Consider the following 16,368-nt stretch of genomic DNA (forward strand, 5'->3'; position numbering starts at 1 on the left):
TCTCTTTTCCCCTTAGAGCAACTGGGAGACAACGAAGGTGACCAGGACGACCGCGGCGAGCGACGAGACATAGAACAGGGTGACCTGGATCTGACCGCTCTGGAGGACGCGCACCCTGCCGCCCAGCGCCCGCACCCCGCGGGCAATGCCGTCGACCACTCCGTCGATGCCGTGCCAGTCGAACCAGCTCCAGAACCGGCTGACCGTCATCAGGGAACCGAGGCCGACCACGCGGTAGGCCTCGCCCCAGGCAGTGTCGAACCATTGCAGCGGATGCCGGACCAGCCAGAGGAAGCCGCGGCCGGCCTGACGGTAGAGCCAATCGATGTCGAGGCAGACCCGGTCCACCGGCTCCACGTATTTCTTAAGCAGGAAAAAGGCCAGGGCGGCAAAGCCGAGCAGTTGCAGGGTCTCCATCAGATGGTAGACCGTGTGCGGCGTGTAGTCGACCGCGTGGGGCAGCAGGGCGTACAGGAAGCCGGGTGCGGTGCCCACCAGGACGCACAGGGTGGCGCCCAGGGTCATGGCGACCAGCATGTTCCACGTGGGATCGGCCGCCTTGTCCCAGGTGGCCTCACTGCATCTGTTGCTGCCGAAGAACAGGAAATAGGGCAGCTTGAGGCCGTTGTACATGAAGGTGCCGGTGGCGCCGAACATCAGCAGCCAGGCGGCCCAGTTGAGGTGCTGCTCGAAGCCGGCGGTGATGATCATCGACTTGCTGGCATAGGCGGCGAAGAAAGGAGCGGCGGAGATCGACAGACAGCCGATCAGGGTGAAGAAGAAGGTGGCCGGCATCTTGGCGTACAGCCCGCCCAATTCCGTGAATTTCGTTTTGCCGGTCATGTACAGCACCGCGCCGGTGCCCATGAACAAAAGGCTCTTGTAGAGAATGTGGACCACGGCATGGGCCACGGCGCCGTTGATGGCCATGTCCGTGCCGATGCCGATGCCGGCGACCATGTAGCCCACCTGGGAGACGATCGACCAGGCCAGCAGCTTGCGGATGTCGTTTTCCATCACCGCGTAGATGACGCCGTAGAGGGCCATGATCACCCCGATCACCACCAGAACGTCCATGCCGGCGCAGGCTCGGGCCAGGGTATAGACCGCCGTCTTGGTGGTGAAGGCGCAGAGGAAGACCGCGCCGTTGAACGAGGCTTCGCTGTAGGCCTCGGGCAGCCAGGAATGGAGCGGAACCATGGCGGCGTTGAGGCCGAAGCCGATCATGATCAGCCAAGTGGCGAGTCCGGGATGGGCGACGTCAAGCAGGTCGAAGGCGATGCTGCCCGTCGACTGGTAGCGGAGCAGGATCCCGGCCAGAAGAATGATGCCGCCGATGGTGTGGATGAGCAGGTAGCGGTAGCCCACGGCCAGCGAGTTCGGTCCCCGCCTGAACCAAACGAGGAAGACCGAGGCAAAGGCCATCATCTCCCAGAAGAAAAAGAGGCTCACGTAATCGCCGCAGTAGATGACGCCCAGGGAACCGGCCGCGTAGAACCAGGCGGCCATGTGCTCGCCGGCCCTGTCGACGTGCAGACCGTAGAGGGTGCCGATCACCGCCATCAGCGCCATGATCAGGGCAAAAACCGTCGAGAGTTTGTCCACCCGGCCGAAGACCAGCTGCCAGTCGAGAAAATCCACCAGGCCGAAATTGCCGGTCAGGGTGGTATTGGCGAGCACGGCACCCAAGGCCAGCAGTGGCACCAGGAACAGATAGGGCCGGCGCAGCGGACCCTGAATGAAGGGCAGGAGCAGTGCGCCCGCGATCAGGATGAGGGAGGGGTGGAGAAAACTGGAGGTCATTCTTCTTCCTCGCAGGGTAAAAGGGTACGGTCATAGACATCGGTCGGGGCCTGAATGCCGGAACCGCCGAACCACCGCGCCGCGCCGATGATCAGCGCCGCGGCAACGAAACCGAACAACGACCAGAAAAAGGGCACGTGCTGCTCGGCCCAGGTATGGGCGTGATGGGTGTCGATGAGCAGCGAGGTTGCGGCGATCACGGCCAGCAGCGCAAGGCAGATCGTCACCACGGTTTTCAGCCGGGCTTGCAGGTATGCGATCAGCGTGGTCATCCTGTCACCATCCAGACGAATTGCATCATAAAATTTGGGTAGATACCGATGATCACCGAAACGGTGACCGCGATCAGCAGGGGGATCAGCATGCTCAGCGGCGCCTCCTTGATCCCGGTCTCGGCCTGGCCGGCCGGCCGCTTGCCGAAAAAGGCCTTGTAGGTCACCGGCGCGAAGTAGCCGACATTGAGCACGGTCGAGGCGATGAGGATGAGCAGAATGCCCACCTGATGCGCCTCCATCGAGCCAACCAGCAGATACCATTTGGAGACGAAACCGGCCACCGGCGGCGCGCCGATCATCGACAGCGAGGCCACGGCAAAAGCACCGAAGGTGAAGGGCATGGTCCGGCCGAGGCCGCTCATCTCCGAGATATATTTCTTGTGGGCCGCGATGTAGATGGCGCCGGCGCAGAAGAACAGGGTGATCTTGGAGAAGGCGTGGTTGACGATGTGGATCAGGCCACCCTCGATGGCGTGCGGGGTCAGAAGCGCCACGCCCAGGATGATGTAAGAGAGCTGACTCACCGTGGAATAGGCCAGCCGAGCCTTGAGATTGTCCTTCGACAGGGCGATCATCGAGGCGACGATGATGGTGAAGCCGACGAAATAGGCGGTGGGGATGCCCAGGTTGAGCCGGTCCATGGTGTCGACGCCGAAGACGTAGAGCATGGTGCGGGTGGTGCAGAACACGCCGACCTTGACCACGGCCACCGCATGCAGCAGGGCCGAGACCGGCGTCGGGGCCACCATGGCGCCGGGGAGCCAGTGGTGGAACGGCATGACACCGTTTTTGGCGAAACCGAAGATGCAGAAGATATACAGCATGGTCACCATCCAGCCGGCGGCCGAGGTGGGGATGATGCCAGTGCTGATGTTATGCGGGAAATCCAGGGTGCCGGCCAGGACATAGATGAGGATCAGAGCCGGCAGGAGGAAGAACTTGGCGGTGGTGGTCAGGTAGACGATGTACTTGCGCGCCCCTTCGTAGGATTCCTCATCCTGGTGATGGGCGACCAGCGGATAGGTGCAGACCGAGACGATCTCGTAGAAAAGATAGAGGGTCAGGAGGTTGTCGGAAAAAGCCACGCCAATGGCCCCGAAGATGGCCAGGGCGAAACAGGCGTTGAACCTGGTCTGGCAGGGTTCGTCGTGGGCCCGCATGTAGCCCATGGAGTAGAACACGGCAATCACCCACAACGACGAGGCGACCAGGGCGAAGATCATGGAAAAGCCGTCGGCGCGCAGGGTGATCGACAGTCCCGGCAGGAGCTGGAAGATCGGGTAGACCAGGGTCTTGCCGGCCTTGAGGGCCGGGACGAAGGAGAGGACCATGCACAACAGCAGCACCGAGGCGCTGGCGGAGACGAACTCGCGCAGGTTCGGGTTGCGCTTCAGGGTCATGACCACCAAGCTGCCGAAGAGCGGGATGATCACCGCCAGCAGCAGGTTGGCGTTCTCGACGATGTCGGTGGTGGAGGCAACGATATCCATGGGCATTCTCTCCGCTTACCCTTGCAGATCGACCATGTCGTCGGTCTCGATGGATTTGTAGTTCCGGTAGACCGCGATCATGATGCTGACGGCGATGGCCGCCTCGGCCGCGGCGATGGCCATGATGAACAGGGTGAAGACCTGCCCGACCGCCGGATCGGGGGCCAGGAAACGGTTGAAGGCCATGAAGTTGGTCGAGGCCGCGGCCAGGATGAACTCCGAGGAGATCAGCATGCCGATCACCGTGCGCCGAACCACCATGCCATAGACCCCGAAGGCGAACAGCAGGGCGCCGAGCACCAGGTAGGTCGGCAGGCAGTTGTAGAGATTGAGCAGTTGCATCGGTTAGTTTCTCCCCCTCTGCGCCAGCACCAGGGCGCCGATGATGGCCAGGAGCAGGACGACGGAAATGAGTTCGAAGACAAAGCCGTGGGTGGTCAGGAGCGACATCCCCACCGCCTTGATGTCAAAGGTGCCCTGCCGGGGAAAGACCTGCCACTCGGTTTTCAGCCCGAGCACGGTCAGGGCGGCGAAGATCAGGGCAGCGACGCTGAAGGCCAGCGGACCGGCCAGGGTGGCGCGGTGCCGCATGCCCGCCGTCTGCTGCTCCTCGGGCGTGGCCATCATGATGCCGAAGGCGATCAGGATGGAGACCGCGCCGACGTAGATGAGCATCTGCATCATGGCGAGGAAGGGGCTGAGCAGGAAATAGTAGACGCCGGCCAGGCCGGTGAAGCAGACGGCCAGGCCGGACACGGCGCGGACCAGCCGCCGGGCGCTGACCGCGATCATCGCGCCCGCCACCACCAGGGCCACGGTGAGCAGGAACACCACCCCGACCATGCCCTCGGCGGAAAACAGGGCCGGGGCGCCCGCCGGCTGACAGACTAGCGTTTGCATCTGTTCTGCTCCTCCAGCCGTTTCATGAGATCCATGGTGAAGTCATTCTTGTCGAAGCTCGCCAAGTTGTAGTCCCTGGAAAAGCGCAGGGCGTTGAAGTTGCAGCTCTCCACGCAGGAGCCGCACAGGCTGCACTTGGTGAAATCGAGGATGTAGCGGGTCAGGACCTTGCCCTTGCCGCTCTCGTTCTTCTTGCCGTCCAGGCTGATGCACACCGAAGGACAGGCGCGCTGGCACATGCCGCAGACCACGCAGTTGGGCTCGCCGGTCTCCTCGTTGCCGATCAGTTCGATGTGCCCCCGAAAGAGCGGCGTCATCGTCGGCACTTCCCAGGGATACTGCTCGGTCACCACCGGCCGGAAAAACTCGCGGGCGGTGATGGCCAGGCCGGTCACCAGACTTTTGCCGCCGGTGACGATATCGCTCAAATACCCGCTCATACTCAGAACACCTTGATGAGGGCTGCCGTTACCAGGAGATTAACCAGGGAAAACGGAATCAGTATTTTCCAGGAAAGATTGAGAAGCCGGTAGATCTGGGTGCGCGGATAGGTCCAGCGGATCCAGATGAAGGTGAAGATGAGGATGTAGATCTTGAGCACGAACCACCAGACGCCGGGGGTCTTGCCAAAGGGGCAGTCCCAGCCGCCGAGGAAGAGGGTCGCGGTCAGGCAGGCGCCGACCACGATGTTCAGGTACTCGCCCATCATGAACAGGCCGAAGCCCATGGAGCTGTATTCGGTCATGAACCCGGCCACCAGTTCGCTCTCCGCCTCGGCCATGTCGAAGGGGGCGCGGTTGGTCTCGGCCACCGAGCAGATGAAGAAGATGATGAACGAAATCCACATGGTGAGGAAATGGCCGTTCTCCAGGCGGAAGATGTTCCAGTGCCAGAAGCCGCCCTGCTGGTCGATGGCGATCTCGCGCAGGTTCATCGATCCGGACAGCAGCACCACGGTGATCACCGTGAGCAGCATGGGGATTTCGTAGGCCAGGTTCTGGGAGACCGAGCGGGCCGCGGAGATGATGGCGTACTTGTTGCCCGAGGCCCAGCCGCCGAGCAGGATGGCGATCATGCCGATCGAGGCCAGGGCGAAGAGGAGCAGTACCGAGAGTTCCATGGCCCGGGCGCCGATGTTTTCCGAAAACGGGATCACCACCATGGAGGTGATGGCCGGAATCATGGCCAGCACAGGCGCCACCCGGAAAATGATGCCGTCCACGCCCTGGGGCACCAGCAACTGCTTGCTCATCAGCTTGAGGCCGTCGGCCAAGGGCTGGAGCAGCCCGGCGAAGCCGGCCTCGCAGGGCCCGATGCGCCGCTGGATGCGGGCCGCGCCCTTGCGCTCGCACCAGCCGAGCCAGGCGGCGTTAACACCGGCAAAGGCCAGAATCCCCACCAGATACAGCAGGGCGCGCCATATACTTGTTTCCATCTTCTCCTCTCCCGGTCAGCGGTCGATTTCGGGGATGACCAGATCCAGACTGCCCATGAACGCCAGGGCATCCGCCAGCAGCATGCCTTCGGCCACCTCGCCGAACAGGCTCAGGTTGGAAAAGGTCGGCGACCGCAGCTTGAGCTTGTAGGGATTCTTGTCGCCGTTGCAGACCAGCCGGTGGCCGAGCGAGCCCCGGGCGGTTTCCACGGCCGAGTAATAGTAGCCGGCCTCGGGCTTGAGCACCTTAGGCGCCTTGCCCATCACCGGGCCGCCGGGCAGTTTGTCCAGGGCCTGCTCGATAATCCGCATCGACTGTTCCATTTCGTGCATGCGCACCATGTAGCGGGCCATGGAATCGCCCTCGGTGAAGACCGGCACGTCGAAATCGAACTCCGGGTAGACCGAATAGGGCTCGTTTTTGCGGATGTCGTAGTCGATGCCGGAGCCGCGGGCCACCGGGCCGGTGGCACCGTAACGGCGGCACTGCTCGGCGGTGACAAAGCCGATGTCCTTGATCCGCTTGATCAGGATGATGTTGTGGGTCACCAGATCGTGGTAGAGGCGGGGCATACGGCCGCGGAGGCGCTTGATAAAGTCGCGGGTGCCGGCGACGAACTCGTCGTCGATATCGTTGTAGACGCCGCCAAAGCGCAGGTAGCAGTAGGTCAGGCGGGAGCCGGTGACGCGTTCCAGCAGATCGATGATCTTCTCGCGGTCGTCAAAGGCGTAGAGCAAGGGGGTGAAGCCGCCCAGATCGAGCAGGAAGGCCGCCCACCAGAGCAAATGGCTGGCGATGCGGTTGAGTTCGACGGTGATGACCCGGATGTACTCGGCCCGCTCGGGCACCTCGATACCGGCCGCCTTCTCCACCACCAGGGCCCAACCGTGGTTGAAGGCCAGGGCGTGCAGATAGTCCATGCGGGCGGTATTGGGCATGAACTGGGCAAAGGTCCCGTTCTCTGCCATTTTTTCATGCATGCGGTGGATGTAGCCCAGCACCGGTTCGGCCTTGACGATGTATTCGCCGTCCATGGTGAGCTTGACCCGGAGGACGCCGTGGGTGGCGGGATGCTGCGGCCCGAGGTTGAGGACAAAGGTTTCATCATGCCGCAGATGAACGGGTACGGTCATGGCATATAGTCCTTGCGAAGGGGGTGGAAATCGGCATCTTCCGGCAGGAGAATGCGGATCAGATTGGGATGATCCTGGAAACGGATGCCATAGAAATCGAAGGTTTCGCGCTCGTGCCAGTCGGCGGCCGGGAAGACGCCGGATATGGTCGGCACCGCCGGTTCGTTGCGGTCGACCAGGGCGCGGACCGTCACCCGACAGTGCTCGTCGCCCAGGCGGTTGTAATCGTAGATGACCTCGAATTGTCCCTTGTCCAGCCAGTCGACTCCGGAGATGGCCTCCAGGAAATACCCATCCTGGTCCAGCACGCGCGCCACCGCCACCACCTGGTCGGGACGGCAGAGGACATCGAGATGGCTGCCATGCCTGGCCGCATCGGTGACCACCACCCCGGCCTGCCTCGGCGGCGCCTCCTGGTCGCCCTCCCCTGCCGGTGCGGCGGGAAGAGCCGGCTCCGGGAAGAGTTCGGCCAAGGCCGCCTGCGTTTGTTCCACTAGGCCCATTGCGTGCGTCCCCCCTCTCTCAGCCCGGCTGGACCCGAGGCCAGCGGCGTTTGCCGGTGATCTTTTCCTCAAGCATCATGATGCCCTCGAGCAAAGCTTCGGGGCGCGGCGGGCAGCCGGGGATGTAGACATCCACCGGGAACAGCTTGTCCGCGCCCTCGACCACGTTATAGTTTTCCTTGACCTTGAACGGACCGCCGCAAATGGCGCAGTTGCCCATGGCGATGACCCATTTGGGCTCGGGCATCTGGTCGTACAGGGTCTTGACCGCCAGTTCCAGCTTCTTGTTGATGGTCCCGGCCACGATCATGACATCGGACTGGCGGGGCGAGGGCCGGAAGACCTCGGCGCCGAAGCGGGAGATGTCGAAGCGGGAACCGCCGGTACACATCATCTCGATGGCGCAGCAGGCCAGCCCGAAGGTCATGGGCCACAGCGAGTTGGCCCTGCCGAGGTTGAGCAGTTTATCGAGCTGGGCGAACTGCACTATTGATGCAGGTACGTTTTCTTCTCCCACGTGAACACTCCTTTACGCCAGGCATAGACGATGGCTAATGAAAGTATGGCGACGAACAGCAAAATCTCGTAAAAGTCCCGGAGGCCCAATTCCGGGCTGTTGTAGGCCACGGCCACCGGGAACAGGAAGAGGACGTCGACGTCGAAGGCAAGAAAAATCAGGGCGTAGAGATAATAAATGATACCGAACCGGATCCAGGCGCTGCCGATGGGCTCCATGCCGCACTCGATCAACTGGTCGGTCCGGCCGGCGGTTTGCCGGGTGTGGGAGGAAGGGCTGAGCAGCTTGACGATGATGATCGGTCCAAACCCGAACAACAGGGCGCCGATCAAAAAGATGGTGACATATATGATATTCGTGAGAACAACCTGATCCATCCTCTTCTCCCCAGGCAACGGCCACCGAGTGGCATCAATCATACTGATGCGTTTTATCAGCACATTTTATCCAAGCTACTGAAAAGCACCTTTGATGTCAAGGACAATTCCGGCAATCGATTCGGAAAAATATGCGCGGTTTCCCAGGCCGGAGCGCCCATCCCTTCGGGAAATAATGCCCCCTGATTTCGAAAATTGATTGACCTATTTCCCGAAAGTGTTAGTTTGGGCTTCAATTTCAATCATGTATATATTCAGCAAAGCTGATACTGGCGTTTTTTCATGGCCATTACGTTTAGACAACTTGAAATTTTCATCGCGGTCGCCGAAACCCAGCAGGTGACCAGAGCCAGCAAGAAACTGCTGCTGACCCAGTCGGCGGTGAGCATGGCCCTGGGCGAACTGGAAAATCAATTGGGCGGGCCGCTCTTCGACCGGCACGGCCGGAGCCTGCTCCTCAACGACCGGGGCCGCTACCTGCTGCCGCTGTCCAAGAACATCCTCCACCAGGTGGCCAACATCGAGACCATCCTCACCGAGCAGCAGGGTGCGGTGGCGGGCGTTCTCGAGATCGTTGCCAGTTCGACCATCGGCAACTATGTCCTTCCCTATCTCATCGGCGCCTTCATGCGGCTCCACCCCGAAGCCCACATCAACATGCTGGTGGTCAACACCATGACCGCCGAAAAGCTGGTGGCCAGCGGCCAGGCCGACCTGGGATTCGTCGAGGGCGACATCAACGTCGATTCGCTGGTGGCCACCTCCTGGTTCGCCGACGAACTCGGCATCATCGTCAGTTCCACCCACAAGTTGGCCGAACGCGAGACATTCCAGATTCCGGACGATCTCAAGGAAACCAGTTGGGTCATGCGCGAGGAAGGATCGGGCACCGCCGAAATTTTCACCAAAAAGCTGGGCCGATATACATCTCTGCTCAAGGTGGTGACCAAGACCGGCCACACCGAGGCGATCAAGAAAGCGGTCGAATCGGGAGTCGGCGCGGCCTGTCTGTCCATGCTGACCGTTTGTCGGGAGGCGGAGGAAGGCTGGTTGAAGATCCTGCCCATCGAAGGCATGGACATGAGCCGCCAGCTCTGGATCATCCAGCACAAGGACAAGATCATCACCCGCCTCATGGCCGAATTTCTGAAGTTCTGCGAAATGGTGGCGGAAAACCACCTCGGTCGGGAATGTCTTTCCTCCCCCTGGAAGTTGCAGTCGCTCCTGATGAAAAGCAGACTCAACCAGGAAAATGGCAACGGCGCGCTCGCCGGGGCAGGAAAGTAGGCAGACCATTTAACCGGTTAAGACGGGAAAAACAACACAACCGGGCAGGGCGGCGACACGCTCTGTCCGGTTGTGTTGTTTCTGGCGCCAGAAGTTGTCGTGGCGGCGATGATTATCGCAAGGCGGCCAGGGCCTGTTTGATCCGCGCCATGCCTTGCTTGATGGTATCGAGCGAGGTGGCGAAGGAAAACCGGATGAAGTCGTCGGCGCCAAAAGCGGCTCCGGGCACGGAGGCCACCTGGGCCTCGCTGAGGAAGTAGTCGGCCAGAGCGACGGAGCCGTCGATCACCCTGCCGTTGAACGTTTTGCCGTAATAGGCGGAAAAATTGGGGAACACGTAAAAGGCCCCCATCGGCGCCACGCAGCTCACCCCGGCAATGGCTTCCAGGGCGTCGACAAAATAGGCCCGCCGGGGCAGGAAGGCCTCGCGCATCTGCCGGGGAAAATCCTGCGGCCCGGTCAGGGCGGCCAGCGCCGCATATTGGGAGGGGGCCGCCGGGTTGGAAGTGGACTGGCTCTGGATTTTATTCATGGCCCTGATCACCTCCCGCGGACCGGCGGAATAGCCGATGCGCCAGCCGGTCATGGCAAAGGACTTGGACACCCCGTTGGACAGCACCGTCTGCCCCTGCAAGCGCGGATCGGCATGGAGGATGTGCGGCACCCTGCCCTCGCCATAGAAAAGTTCCTCGTACATGTCGTCGGTGATCACCAGCCAGCCGCCGGCAAGCGCCATCCTGGCCACCTCGGCCAAGGCTGCCAGCGAATAGACCGCGCCGGTCGGATTGGACGGACTGTTGAGGACGATGGCTTTGGTCTTGTCGGTGATGTATCGGGCCACCACGTCCGGATCGATGTCGAACCGCCGCTCCTGCCGCAGGGGGACGATCACCGGGGTGCCGCCGGCCAACTGCACCATGGGCGGGTAGGAAACCCAATACGGCGCGAAAATGAGGACTTCATCCCCCGGATTGAGGATGGCCTGAAAGATATTGTACAGTCCGTGCTTGCCGCCGCAGCTGATCTGAACATCGTCCGGCTGGTAGTCCCAGCCCTGCTCTTCCTTCAGCTTGGTGCAGACCGCCTGCCGCAGTTCGAGAATGCCCGCGGCCGGAGTGTACCGGGTACGCCCCTCCTCAATGGCTCTCTTGCCGGCTTCGCAGACATGGGCAGGCGTGGACAGGTCGGGTTCGCCCACGCTGAAATTGAGAATATCCGCACCTGCGGCCCTGAGGGCCTTTGCCTTGGCATTGACCGCCAGCGTCGGCGAAGGCGCCACATTCAGCACGCGATCCGCAAGCACAAATCTTTCAGAAAACATCTTCGACTCCTTCCTCGTATCCTTATCAAAAGACAAAAAACAGTGCGCTGTAACGCTTTCGTTCGATTTTCACAAGTGCAAACAGGGCGCGCGGCGAACATTTTTTTACGACCGCCGCTCACGGCTCCTTGAATACCGGGCAGGGGCGTCGCCGGTCATAATCGCGGTACACCGGATCATCGGCCGCGCTGTGGCAATCCAGGCAGAGACCGATGCGGAGGATGCGCCGCAACTCCTCGCCGTTGAACGGTCGCAAATTCGACCGGGAACCGTGTTGCAGCGGCGTGCCGTCGATGGTCACGAAGGTGTCGAATCCCGGCGTTCGCCCCTGTTCGCCCGCCACGCCCCGGTCCACCGGGAAAAACCGCCATTGCCCGTCCTGGAGCGCCACCGTGCCCTCTCCCAGCCCGACGGTCTTCGGTTCGGCATGGCAGTCCTTGCAGGAACGTCCCTTGGCCTGGATCGTGTGCGGATTGATTGCGGCCATGGTGAACCGGTTGAAGCCGCCCTCGGCCTTGCCCTGTTCGTCGATCAGCGTCACCAGGTCCTGACAGCCGGGCGTCACCACCACCACCTCGTCCCCCCACACCGCCAGCATCGGTTTTTCGTAGCGGATATAGGAGCGTCCCTCTTCCCACCAACCCGGCGTTTCCTTGAGGGTCAGCTTGTCGAGATGGGTTTCCCGCTTGTCCCGCTTGACATGGCAGCCGTAACACTGCGGCACCCAGGTGGAATGGCAGGCCGCGCAGGTCAGGCGCTGGTGGCCGGGAGCCAGACAGGCCTCCGTGTCCGGCGGCCGCAGGGGATGCCGCTTGCCGTCGCTCTTGCCGGTCAGCACGAGCTGTCCCTGGTGTTCGCCGACATTGGTCAACGATTTCCCCCTGCGGGACAGGCCCGGTTTGGCGTCATGGCAGCTCCGGCAGGTGATTTCCACCTGCTCCTCGTAGTGGGCATACCGGGTGCCGTCACCCATGATCTCGTCGCGGATGTGGCAGTCGATGCAGGTCATGCCCTTGGTGTGGTGAATATCTTCGGCGATCTTGAGATAGAAGCGGTCACCGGGTAGCCGTTGCAAGGAATGCTGTCCCTGCTCGTAGGGGGTCCCGTACCCTTCCGACTCGTATACTCCGACGTACGACAGCCCGAGGCGGCCGGAACGGTTATGGCAGCGGATGCAGTTCTCCTCGGGCACCTGTTTGACCACCAGGGGATGCGGCCGGTTTTTGTCGGCCTCCTCCTGAGCGGCCTGCGAAAGCTCCAAAGTGACCGTGTTGCGCGGCGTGCCCGGCGGCAGAATATAGTGGCAGGCAGAGCAGCCGCCGCCCTTTTCGTTGAAGAAGGCCGGAGCGCCGGGCAGGTCGCCCTTCTGTTTCCACAGGTGGCAGGTGGCGCAGAGCTTGCGGAAATAATCGAGCGCCAGCGAGGTTTCGCCGCTGGTCAGCAGGTGTTCGACCGTGATGTCGGCGTGCTGGTCGTCCCGCTCGCCCCAATAGTAGAGCAAGGTGGCCAGGATGCCGCGGTTGGTGGCCATCAGGGAATTCTTCACCTTGTGAATGTCCGCCGGATGACACCCCTCGACGCCGCAGGTCTTGGCCGCCCAGCGCAGATCGCCGGGATTGAGGACCATGCCCTTGTGCGCCTTGTCCTTGTCAATGGCCAAGGGATCGCCCAGATGGCACGGCGAACAGCCGACTACCTGATTGTCATGGGCGCCGTCCAACTTCTCCTTGGTGTGGCAACTCAGGCACATCTCCACCATACCCGCCGTGGTGACGGCCAGTTGCTTGGGACGCTTGGTGGTCTGCTCACGGAAAACGAGGTAGCCGATCAGCAGGATACTGACCGGGAGGAAAATGAGGAGAGAGATGAGACTGCGGGGCGGCCGGGCCATGACACGTGCTGATTGCTTCGGATAGAGTTGCTTTCAACCAGGCGGGTCAGGCCAGGATAACGAAAAAAAAGAACGCCGTCAAAAGAACTTTCGCGACACAAGCCGGCAGACCGGGACCCCGCTCATTCGACGAATCCCTGGACTACGGGATAGCGGCGCCCCGGTCCGAACGCCTTGCTGGTGACCTTGATGCCGAGCGGCGCCTGCTTGCGTTTGTACTCGTTGAGCTTGATCCGGCGGACGATATCCCGCACCATGCGGGCGTCCACGCCGCCGGCGACGATTTCCTCGATACGCTTGTGCTCCTCGAGATAGGCGTGGAGCACGGCATCGAGCACGTCGTAGGGTGGCAGATCGTCCTGATCGAACTGGTTCGGCTTGAGTTCGGCGGTCGGCGGCCGGACGATGATCCGCTCCGGGATGATTTCCCGCTCGCGGTTGATCAGTCGGGCCAGGGCATAGACCATGCCCTTGGGCACGTCCGCGATCACGGCCAGGCCGCCGCTCATGTCGCCGTACAGGGTGCAGTAGCCGACCGCCATCTCCGACTTGTTGCCGGTGGACAGTAACAAGCGGTTGAATTTATTGGAGAGCGCCATGAGCAGGTTGCCCCTGATCCGCGCCTGGATATTCTGCTCCGTGGTGTCTTCCGCCAGCCCGGCAAAGTAGGGGTCCAGGGCCGCCCGATAGGCGTCCATGGCGGCGGCGATGCCGATGACCTCGAAGTCGCAGCCGAGGTTTTCGGCCAGTTGCCGGGCGTCGTCGACGGATTGCTGCGCCGTGTACGGGGAAGGCATGGCCACGCAGAGCACGTTCTCCGGCCCCAGGGCCCTGCAGCCGATCACCGCGGTGACCGCCGAATCGATGCCGCCGGACAGGCCGAGCACCGCCTTGGCATGGCCGGTCTTGTGCAGGTAATCGCGCACCCCGAGCACCAGCGCCGCCTCGACATCGGCGATACTGTCCTGCAACTGCTCCCCGCCCGTTTCATACCACTCCTCGCTGTCGACAACCAGCATGTCCTCGGCGAAACCGGTCGCGACCTTGCACAGGGTGCCGGCCGGCGTCATCACCATGGAATGGCCGTCGAAGATCAGGCCGTCCTGGCCGCCGACCTGATTGGCATAGAGCAGGGGGAGATTGTTCTGCCGGCAGACCCGGCCAAAGACCTGCTGGCGTGTCTCCAGCTTGCCGTGATAGTAGGGCGAGGCGGAAATGTTGATCAGACAGTCGGGCATCACCGGTCCCACGGCCAGGCCTGCCAGGGGATTGGCGCGGTAGGCCTCGCTGCTCCACCAGATGTCCTCGCAGATGGTCAGGCCGCAGTGCAGCCCCTGGAAGGGAAACACCGTGGAGGCGTCGCCGGGCTCGAAATACCGGGTTTCGTCGAAAACGTCGTAGGTGGGCAGCAACTGCTTGCGCGCCCGGCAGACGATCCTGTCGCGCTCGATGACACAGGCGGCGTTGTACAGCGGTTTCCCCGGTCCCTGTCGCCGCTCCAGCGCCCCGACGATGCAGGTGATGCCGTCCAGCCCCCTGATCAGGTCCGCGAGGGCGCGGTCATGGGCTTCGAGGAAGGCGGAGCGCTCCAGCAGGTCCTGGGGCGGATACCCGCACAGGGTCAGTTCGGGAAAAACCGCCAAGGCGCAGCCGGCCTGTTTCGCCTGCTCGATCCAGGCGACGACGTGCCGGAGATTGCGCTCAAAGGCGCCGATAATCGGGTTCGTCTGTACAAGGGCTATCTTCACGATACGTTCAACCGGCGGGAAGGATTCGGCGTACTGTTTGCCGGGGGGCACGCGCCGGACAAGGGCACCGCCCCGGTGAACCGGCGATGGAGCAAACAACAGGGAGAACGGAGAAAAAGGAACAAAACGGGCCGTATTGTTGGCAAAAAAAACCCGGCAGAGGTCTCCCGCCGGGCAAAAACAACCGGTTTGAATTACTGCTTGGTGACGTTGGCGGCCGCCGGCCCCTTGGGCCCGTCAACGATTTCAAACTGGACCTTGTCCCCTTCATTGAGTGTTTTGAAGCCCGATCCCGCGATCGCAGAGTAATGGACAAAAACATCCTTCCCTGATTCCTGCTCGATGAAACCGAACCCCTTCGACTCGTTAAACCATTTGACCGTTCCTTTCAGCATTATTTCCTCTTGCTCCTTGTCGTGAACTGAATGTTCCATCCATGCGATATTACAGGTTGTCTCCACCAAGAACAGTCCATGGAAAATCTAACCTGCGAACAGAGCGCACGTTCTACTCCTGGCCGCGAACATACCATTAATTGCGTCAAAAACAAGGAAATTGATGGCGTTTCGCCCGTTCAGCACGCTTTTCTCACCCGCCCGCGGCGACGGCATACCTCCGGGAAAGGCCGGCCGCCGGATGAACGGATGAGCAGCGCCCTTGCGGCCAAGCGATTACCGTCCGCGCTGGTAGCGCTGCACGGCCCGGTTGTGATCGGCCAGGTTGGTGGAAAAGACGTGGGTGCCGTCGTTTTTCGAAACGAAATAGAGGGCGTCGGATTCGGCCGGCTGCAGGACCGCCTCCAGGGCGGCGCGCCCCGGACTGCAGATGGGACCGGCAGGCAGGCCGGGGATGACGTAGGTGTTGTACGGCGTCTCCCTCTGCAGATCCGCCCTGGTCAGGTTGCCGTTGAAATCGGCGATGCCGTAGATCACGGTCGGATCGGACTGCAGGCGCATCTTCCTGGCCAGCCGGTTGTAGAACACCCTGGCGATGAGCGGCCGCTCGGTCGCCACGCCGGTTTCCTTCTCCACCACCGAGGCCAGGGTCAGGAGCTGATGGCGGTTCAATCCGTTCGATTCCGGCACGCGCAGGGTCTGCCACACCTGCTGGAAACGGTCCACCATCATCCGGATCACCGTTGCCTCGTCGGCCTCGTTGCGCACCAGGGTATAGGTTTCGGGAAAAAGATAGCCTTCCAGGCTGCCGGCCTCGATCCCCAGTTGGCGGATGAAGGCGGCGTCCCCGACCAAGACGAGAAAACGATCCCGCTTGACCCAGCCGTCCTGCGCGAAAATGGCGGCGATCTGGGTTGCGGTCAAGCCTTCCGGGACGGTGACGTGATGCCGGAGAGTGCGGCCCGAGGCCAGCAATTCCAGGACCTCGGGCGGCGTCAGGCCGAGGGGGATGCTGTATTCCCCGGCCTTGAGCCGGGTCCTCAGGCCGGAGAAAGACACCAGGGCGAGATAGCGGATATCGTTGCCCAGAATGCCCTGAGCCGCCAGTTGGGCGCCGATGCCCCGCACGCCGGCCCCCCTGGGGATGGTGACGACGACCTCGCCCTGTCCCGGAGCGGGGGTGGTCAGATACGACCGGTACCACAGCCCGGCCCCGCCGAGGGAAACGGCGGCGAACACGGTCAGAACGAGCAGAAGGCGGCGCATGGCAGGACAAACGGGAAGAAGAAAGA

Annotated in this window: 17 protein-coding genes; 1 reads left to right on the top strand and 16 read right to left on the bottom strand. The window is 62.0% G+C overall.

What is annotated here, in order from left to right; translation table 11 throughout:
• Window positions 1–12: 12 nt before the first annotated feature.
• Genes Q362_RS0117965 through Q362_RS0118015 form a run of 11 tightly spaced genes read right to left on the bottom strand, consistent with a single transcriptional unit; the run spans window position 13 to window position 8,434 of the window.
• Window positions 13–1,803 (bottom strand): Na(+)/H(+) antiporter subunit D, encoded by a 1,791-nt coding sequence (locus tag Q362_RS0117965; protein WP_028319726.1) that lies wholly within the window; start codon window positions 1,801–1,803, stop codon window positions 13–15.
• Window positions 1,800–2,075, bottom strand: coding sequence for a hypothetical protein (locus tag Q362_RS0117970; RefSeq protein WP_028319727.1), 276 nt, complete (start codon window positions 2,073–2,075; stop codon window positions 1,800–1,802). Before Q362_RS0117970 ends, Q362_RS0117965 begins: the two co-directional genes overlap by 4 nt.
• Window positions 2,072–3,568, bottom strand: a complete 1,497-nt coding sequence (locus Q362_RS0117975; protein WP_028319728.1) for a monovalent cation/H+ antiporter subunit D family protein — start codon at window positions 3,566–3,568, stop codon at window positions 2,072–2,074. Before Q362_RS0117975 ends, Q362_RS0117970 begins: the two co-directional genes overlap by 4 nt.
• A 15-nt stretch (window positions 3,569–3,583) precedes the next feature.
• Window positions 3,584–3,910 (bottom strand): NADH-quinone oxidoreductase subunit NuoK, encoded by a 327-nt coding sequence (gene nuoK, locus Q362_RS0117980; RefSeq protein WP_028319729.1) that lies wholly within the window; start codon window positions 3,908–3,910, stop codon window positions 3,584–3,586.
• Window positions 3,911–3,913: 3 nt separating this feature from the next.
• Window positions 3,914–4,468 carry an NADH-quinone oxidoreductase subunit J family protein gene (locus Q362_RS0117985; protein WP_051554478.1) on the bottom strand — a complete coding sequence of 185 codons (555 nt, stop codon included), beginning with the start codon at window positions 4,466–4,468 and terminating at the stop codon, window positions 3,914–3,916.
• On the bottom strand, window positions 4,456–4,908 hold the full coding sequence (locus tag Q362_RS0117990) for a NuoI/complex I 23 kDa subunit family protein (RefSeq protein ID WP_028319731.1): 453 nt from the start codon (window positions 4,906–4,908) through the stop codon (window positions 4,456–4,458). Before Q362_RS0117990 ends, Q362_RS0117985 begins: the two co-directional genes overlap by 13 nt.
• A gap of 2 nt (window positions 4,909–4,910) precedes the next feature.
• Window positions 4,911–5,903, bottom strand: coding sequence for an NADH-quinone oxidoreductase subunit NuoH (gene nuoH, locus Q362_RS0117995; protein ID WP_028319732.1), 993 nt, complete (start codon window positions 5,901–5,903; stop codon window positions 4,911–4,913).
• 15 nt (window positions 5,904–5,918) lie between these two features.
• A complete protein-coding gene (locus Q362_RS0118000) occupies window positions 5,919–7,037 on the bottom strand; it encodes an NADH-quinone oxidoreductase subunit D (protein WP_028319733.1) in 1,119 nt (372 codons plus the stop codon).
• Window positions 7,034–7,540 (bottom strand): NADH-quinone oxidoreductase subunit C, encoded by a 507-nt coding sequence (locus tag Q362_RS0118005; protein ID WP_028319734.1) that lies wholly within the window; start codon window positions 7,538–7,540, stop codon window positions 7,034–7,036. The genes Q362_RS0118000 and Q362_RS0118005 overlap by 4 nt, the downstream gene beginning before the upstream one ends.
• A gap of 19 nt (window positions 7,541–7,559) precedes the next feature.
• Entirely contained in the window at window positions 7,560–8,057 is a 498-nt protein-coding gene (locus Q362_RS0118010) for an NADH-quinone oxidoreductase subunit B (RefSeq protein ID WP_028319735.1), read from the bottom strand.
• On the bottom strand, window positions 8,027–8,434 hold the full coding sequence (locus tag Q362_RS0118015; RefSeq protein ID WP_028319736.1) for an NADH-quinone oxidoreductase subunit A: 408 nt from the start codon (window positions 8,432–8,434) through the stop codon (window positions 8,027–8,029). The genes Q362_RS0118010 and Q362_RS0118015 overlap by 31 nt, the downstream gene beginning before the upstream one ends.
• A gap of 282 nt (window positions 8,435–8,716) precedes the next feature.
• On the opposite strand from Q362_RS0118015, the gene Q362_RS21745 reads away from it, so the two are divergent.
• A complete protein-coding gene (locus Q362_RS21745; RefSeq protein WP_051554479.1) occupies window positions 8,717–9,721 on the top strand; it encodes a LysR substrate-binding domain-containing protein in 1,005 nt (334 codons plus the stop codon).
• A gap of 112 nt (window positions 9,722–9,833) precedes the next feature.
• Here the strand turns inward: Q362_RS21745 and Q362_RS0118025 are convergent, their stop codons facing one another.
• The 5 genes from Q362_RS0118025 to mltG all read right to left on the bottom strand — a co-directional run bounded on the left by Q362_RS0118025 (window position 9,834) and on the right by mltG (window position 16,342).
• Window positions 9,834–11,042, bottom strand: a complete 1,209-nt coding sequence (locus Q362_RS0118025; protein ID WP_028319737.1) for a pyridoxal phosphate-dependent aminotransferase — start codon at window positions 11,040–11,042, stop codon at window positions 9,834–9,836.
• 118 nt (window positions 11,043–11,160) lie between these two features.
• Complete coding sequence (locus tag Q362_RS0118030) at window positions 11,161–12,933, bottom strand: hypothetical protein (protein WP_028319738.1); 1,773 nt, start codon at window positions 12,931–12,933, stop codon at window positions 11,161–11,163.
• 122 nt (window positions 12,934–13,055) lie between these two features.
• On the bottom strand, window positions 13,056–14,681 hold the full coding sequence (locus tag Q362_RS0118035; protein ID WP_028319739.1) for an NAD+ synthase: 1,626 nt from the start codon (window positions 14,679–14,681) through the stop codon (window positions 13,056–13,058).
• 194 nt (window positions 14,682–14,875) lie between these two features.
• Window positions 14,876–15,076 (bottom strand): cold-shock protein, encoded by a 201-nt coding sequence (locus tag Q362_RS0118040; RefSeq protein ID WP_028319740.1) that lies wholly within the window; start codon window positions 15,074–15,076, stop codon window positions 14,876–14,878.
• Window positions 15,077–15,352: 276 nt separating this feature from the next.
• Complete coding sequence (mltG, locus tag Q362_RS21750) at window positions 15,353–16,342, bottom strand: endolytic transglycosylase MltG (protein ID WP_051554480.1); 990 nt, start codon at window positions 16,340–16,342, stop codon at window positions 15,353–15,355.
• Window positions 16,343–16,368: the final 26 nt, after the last annotated feature.

Source organism: Desulfobulbus elongatus DSM 2908 (assembly GCF_000621145.1).
Taxonomy (GTDB): domain Bacteria; phylum Desulfobacterota; class Desulfobulbia; order Desulfobulbales; family Desulfobulbaceae; genus Desulfobulbus; species Desulfobulbus elongatus.

What these genes read in the sequence shown, in the direction of transcription:
- Q362_RS0117975 (WP_028319728.1), bottom strand. Translation starts at nt 3,568, where the DNA reads ATGGATATCGTTGCCTCCACCACCGACATCGTCGAGAACGCCAACCTG.
- Q362_RS0118000 (WP_028319733.1), bottom strand. Translation starts at nt 7,037, where the DNA reads ATGACCGTACCCGTTCATCTGCGGCATGATGAAACCTTTGTCCTCAAC.
- Q362_RS0117990 (WP_028319731.1), bottom strand. Translation starts at nt 4,908, where the DNA reads ATGAGCGGGTATTTGAGCGATATCGTCACCGGCGGCAAAAGTCTGGTG.
- Q362_RS0118040 (WP_028319740.1), bottom strand. Translation starts at nt 15,076, where the DNA reads ATGCTGAAAGGAACGGTCAAATGGTTTAACGAGTCGAAGGGGTTCGGT.
- Q362_RS0118025 (WP_028319737.1), bottom strand. Translation starts at nt 11,042, where the DNA reads ATGTTTTCTGAAAGATTTGTGCTTGCGGATCGCGTGCTGAATGTGGCG.
- Q362_RS0117970 (WP_028319727.1), bottom strand. Translation starts at nt 2,075, where the DNA reads ATGACCACGCTGATCGCATACCTGCAAGCCCGGCTGAAAACCGTGGTG.
- Q362_RS0117985 (WP_051554478.1), bottom strand. Translation starts at nt 4,468, where the DNA reads ATGCAAACGCTAGTCTGTCAGCCGGCGGGCGCCCCGGCCCTGTTTTCC.
- Q362_RS0118005 (WP_028319734.1), bottom strand. Translation starts at nt 7,540, where the DNA reads ATGGGCCTAGTGGAACAAACGCAGGCGGCCTTGGCCGAACTCTTCCCG.
- mltG (WP_051554480.1), bottom strand. Translation starts at nt 16,342, where the DNA reads ATGCGCCGCCTTCTGCTCGTTCTGACCGTGTTCGCCGCCGTTTCCCTC.
- nuoH (WP_028319732.1), bottom strand. Translation starts at nt 5,903, where the DNA reads ATGGAAACAAGTATATGGCGCGCCCTGCTGTATCTGGTGGGGATTCTG.
- Q362_RS0118030 (WP_028319738.1), bottom strand. Translation starts at nt 12,933, where the DNA reads ATGGCCCGGCCGCCCCGCAGTCTCATCTCTCTCCTCATTTTCCTCCCG.
- nuoK (WP_028319729.1), bottom strand. Translation starts at nt 3,910, where the DNA reads ATGCAACTGCTCAATCTCTACAACTGCCTGCCGACCTACCTGGTGCTC.
- Q362_RS21745 (WP_051554479.1), top strand. Translation starts at nt 8,717, where the DNA reads ATGGCCATTACGTTTAGACAACTTGAAATTTTCATCGCGGTCGCCGAA.
- Q362_RS0117965 (WP_028319726.1), bottom strand. Translation starts at nt 1,803, where the DNA reads ATGACCTCCAGTTTTCTCCACCCCTCCCTCATCCTGATCGCGGGCGCA.
- Q362_RS0118015 (WP_028319736.1), bottom strand. Translation starts at nt 8,434, where the DNA reads ATGGATCAGGTTGTTCTCACGAATATCATATATGTCACCATCTTTTTG.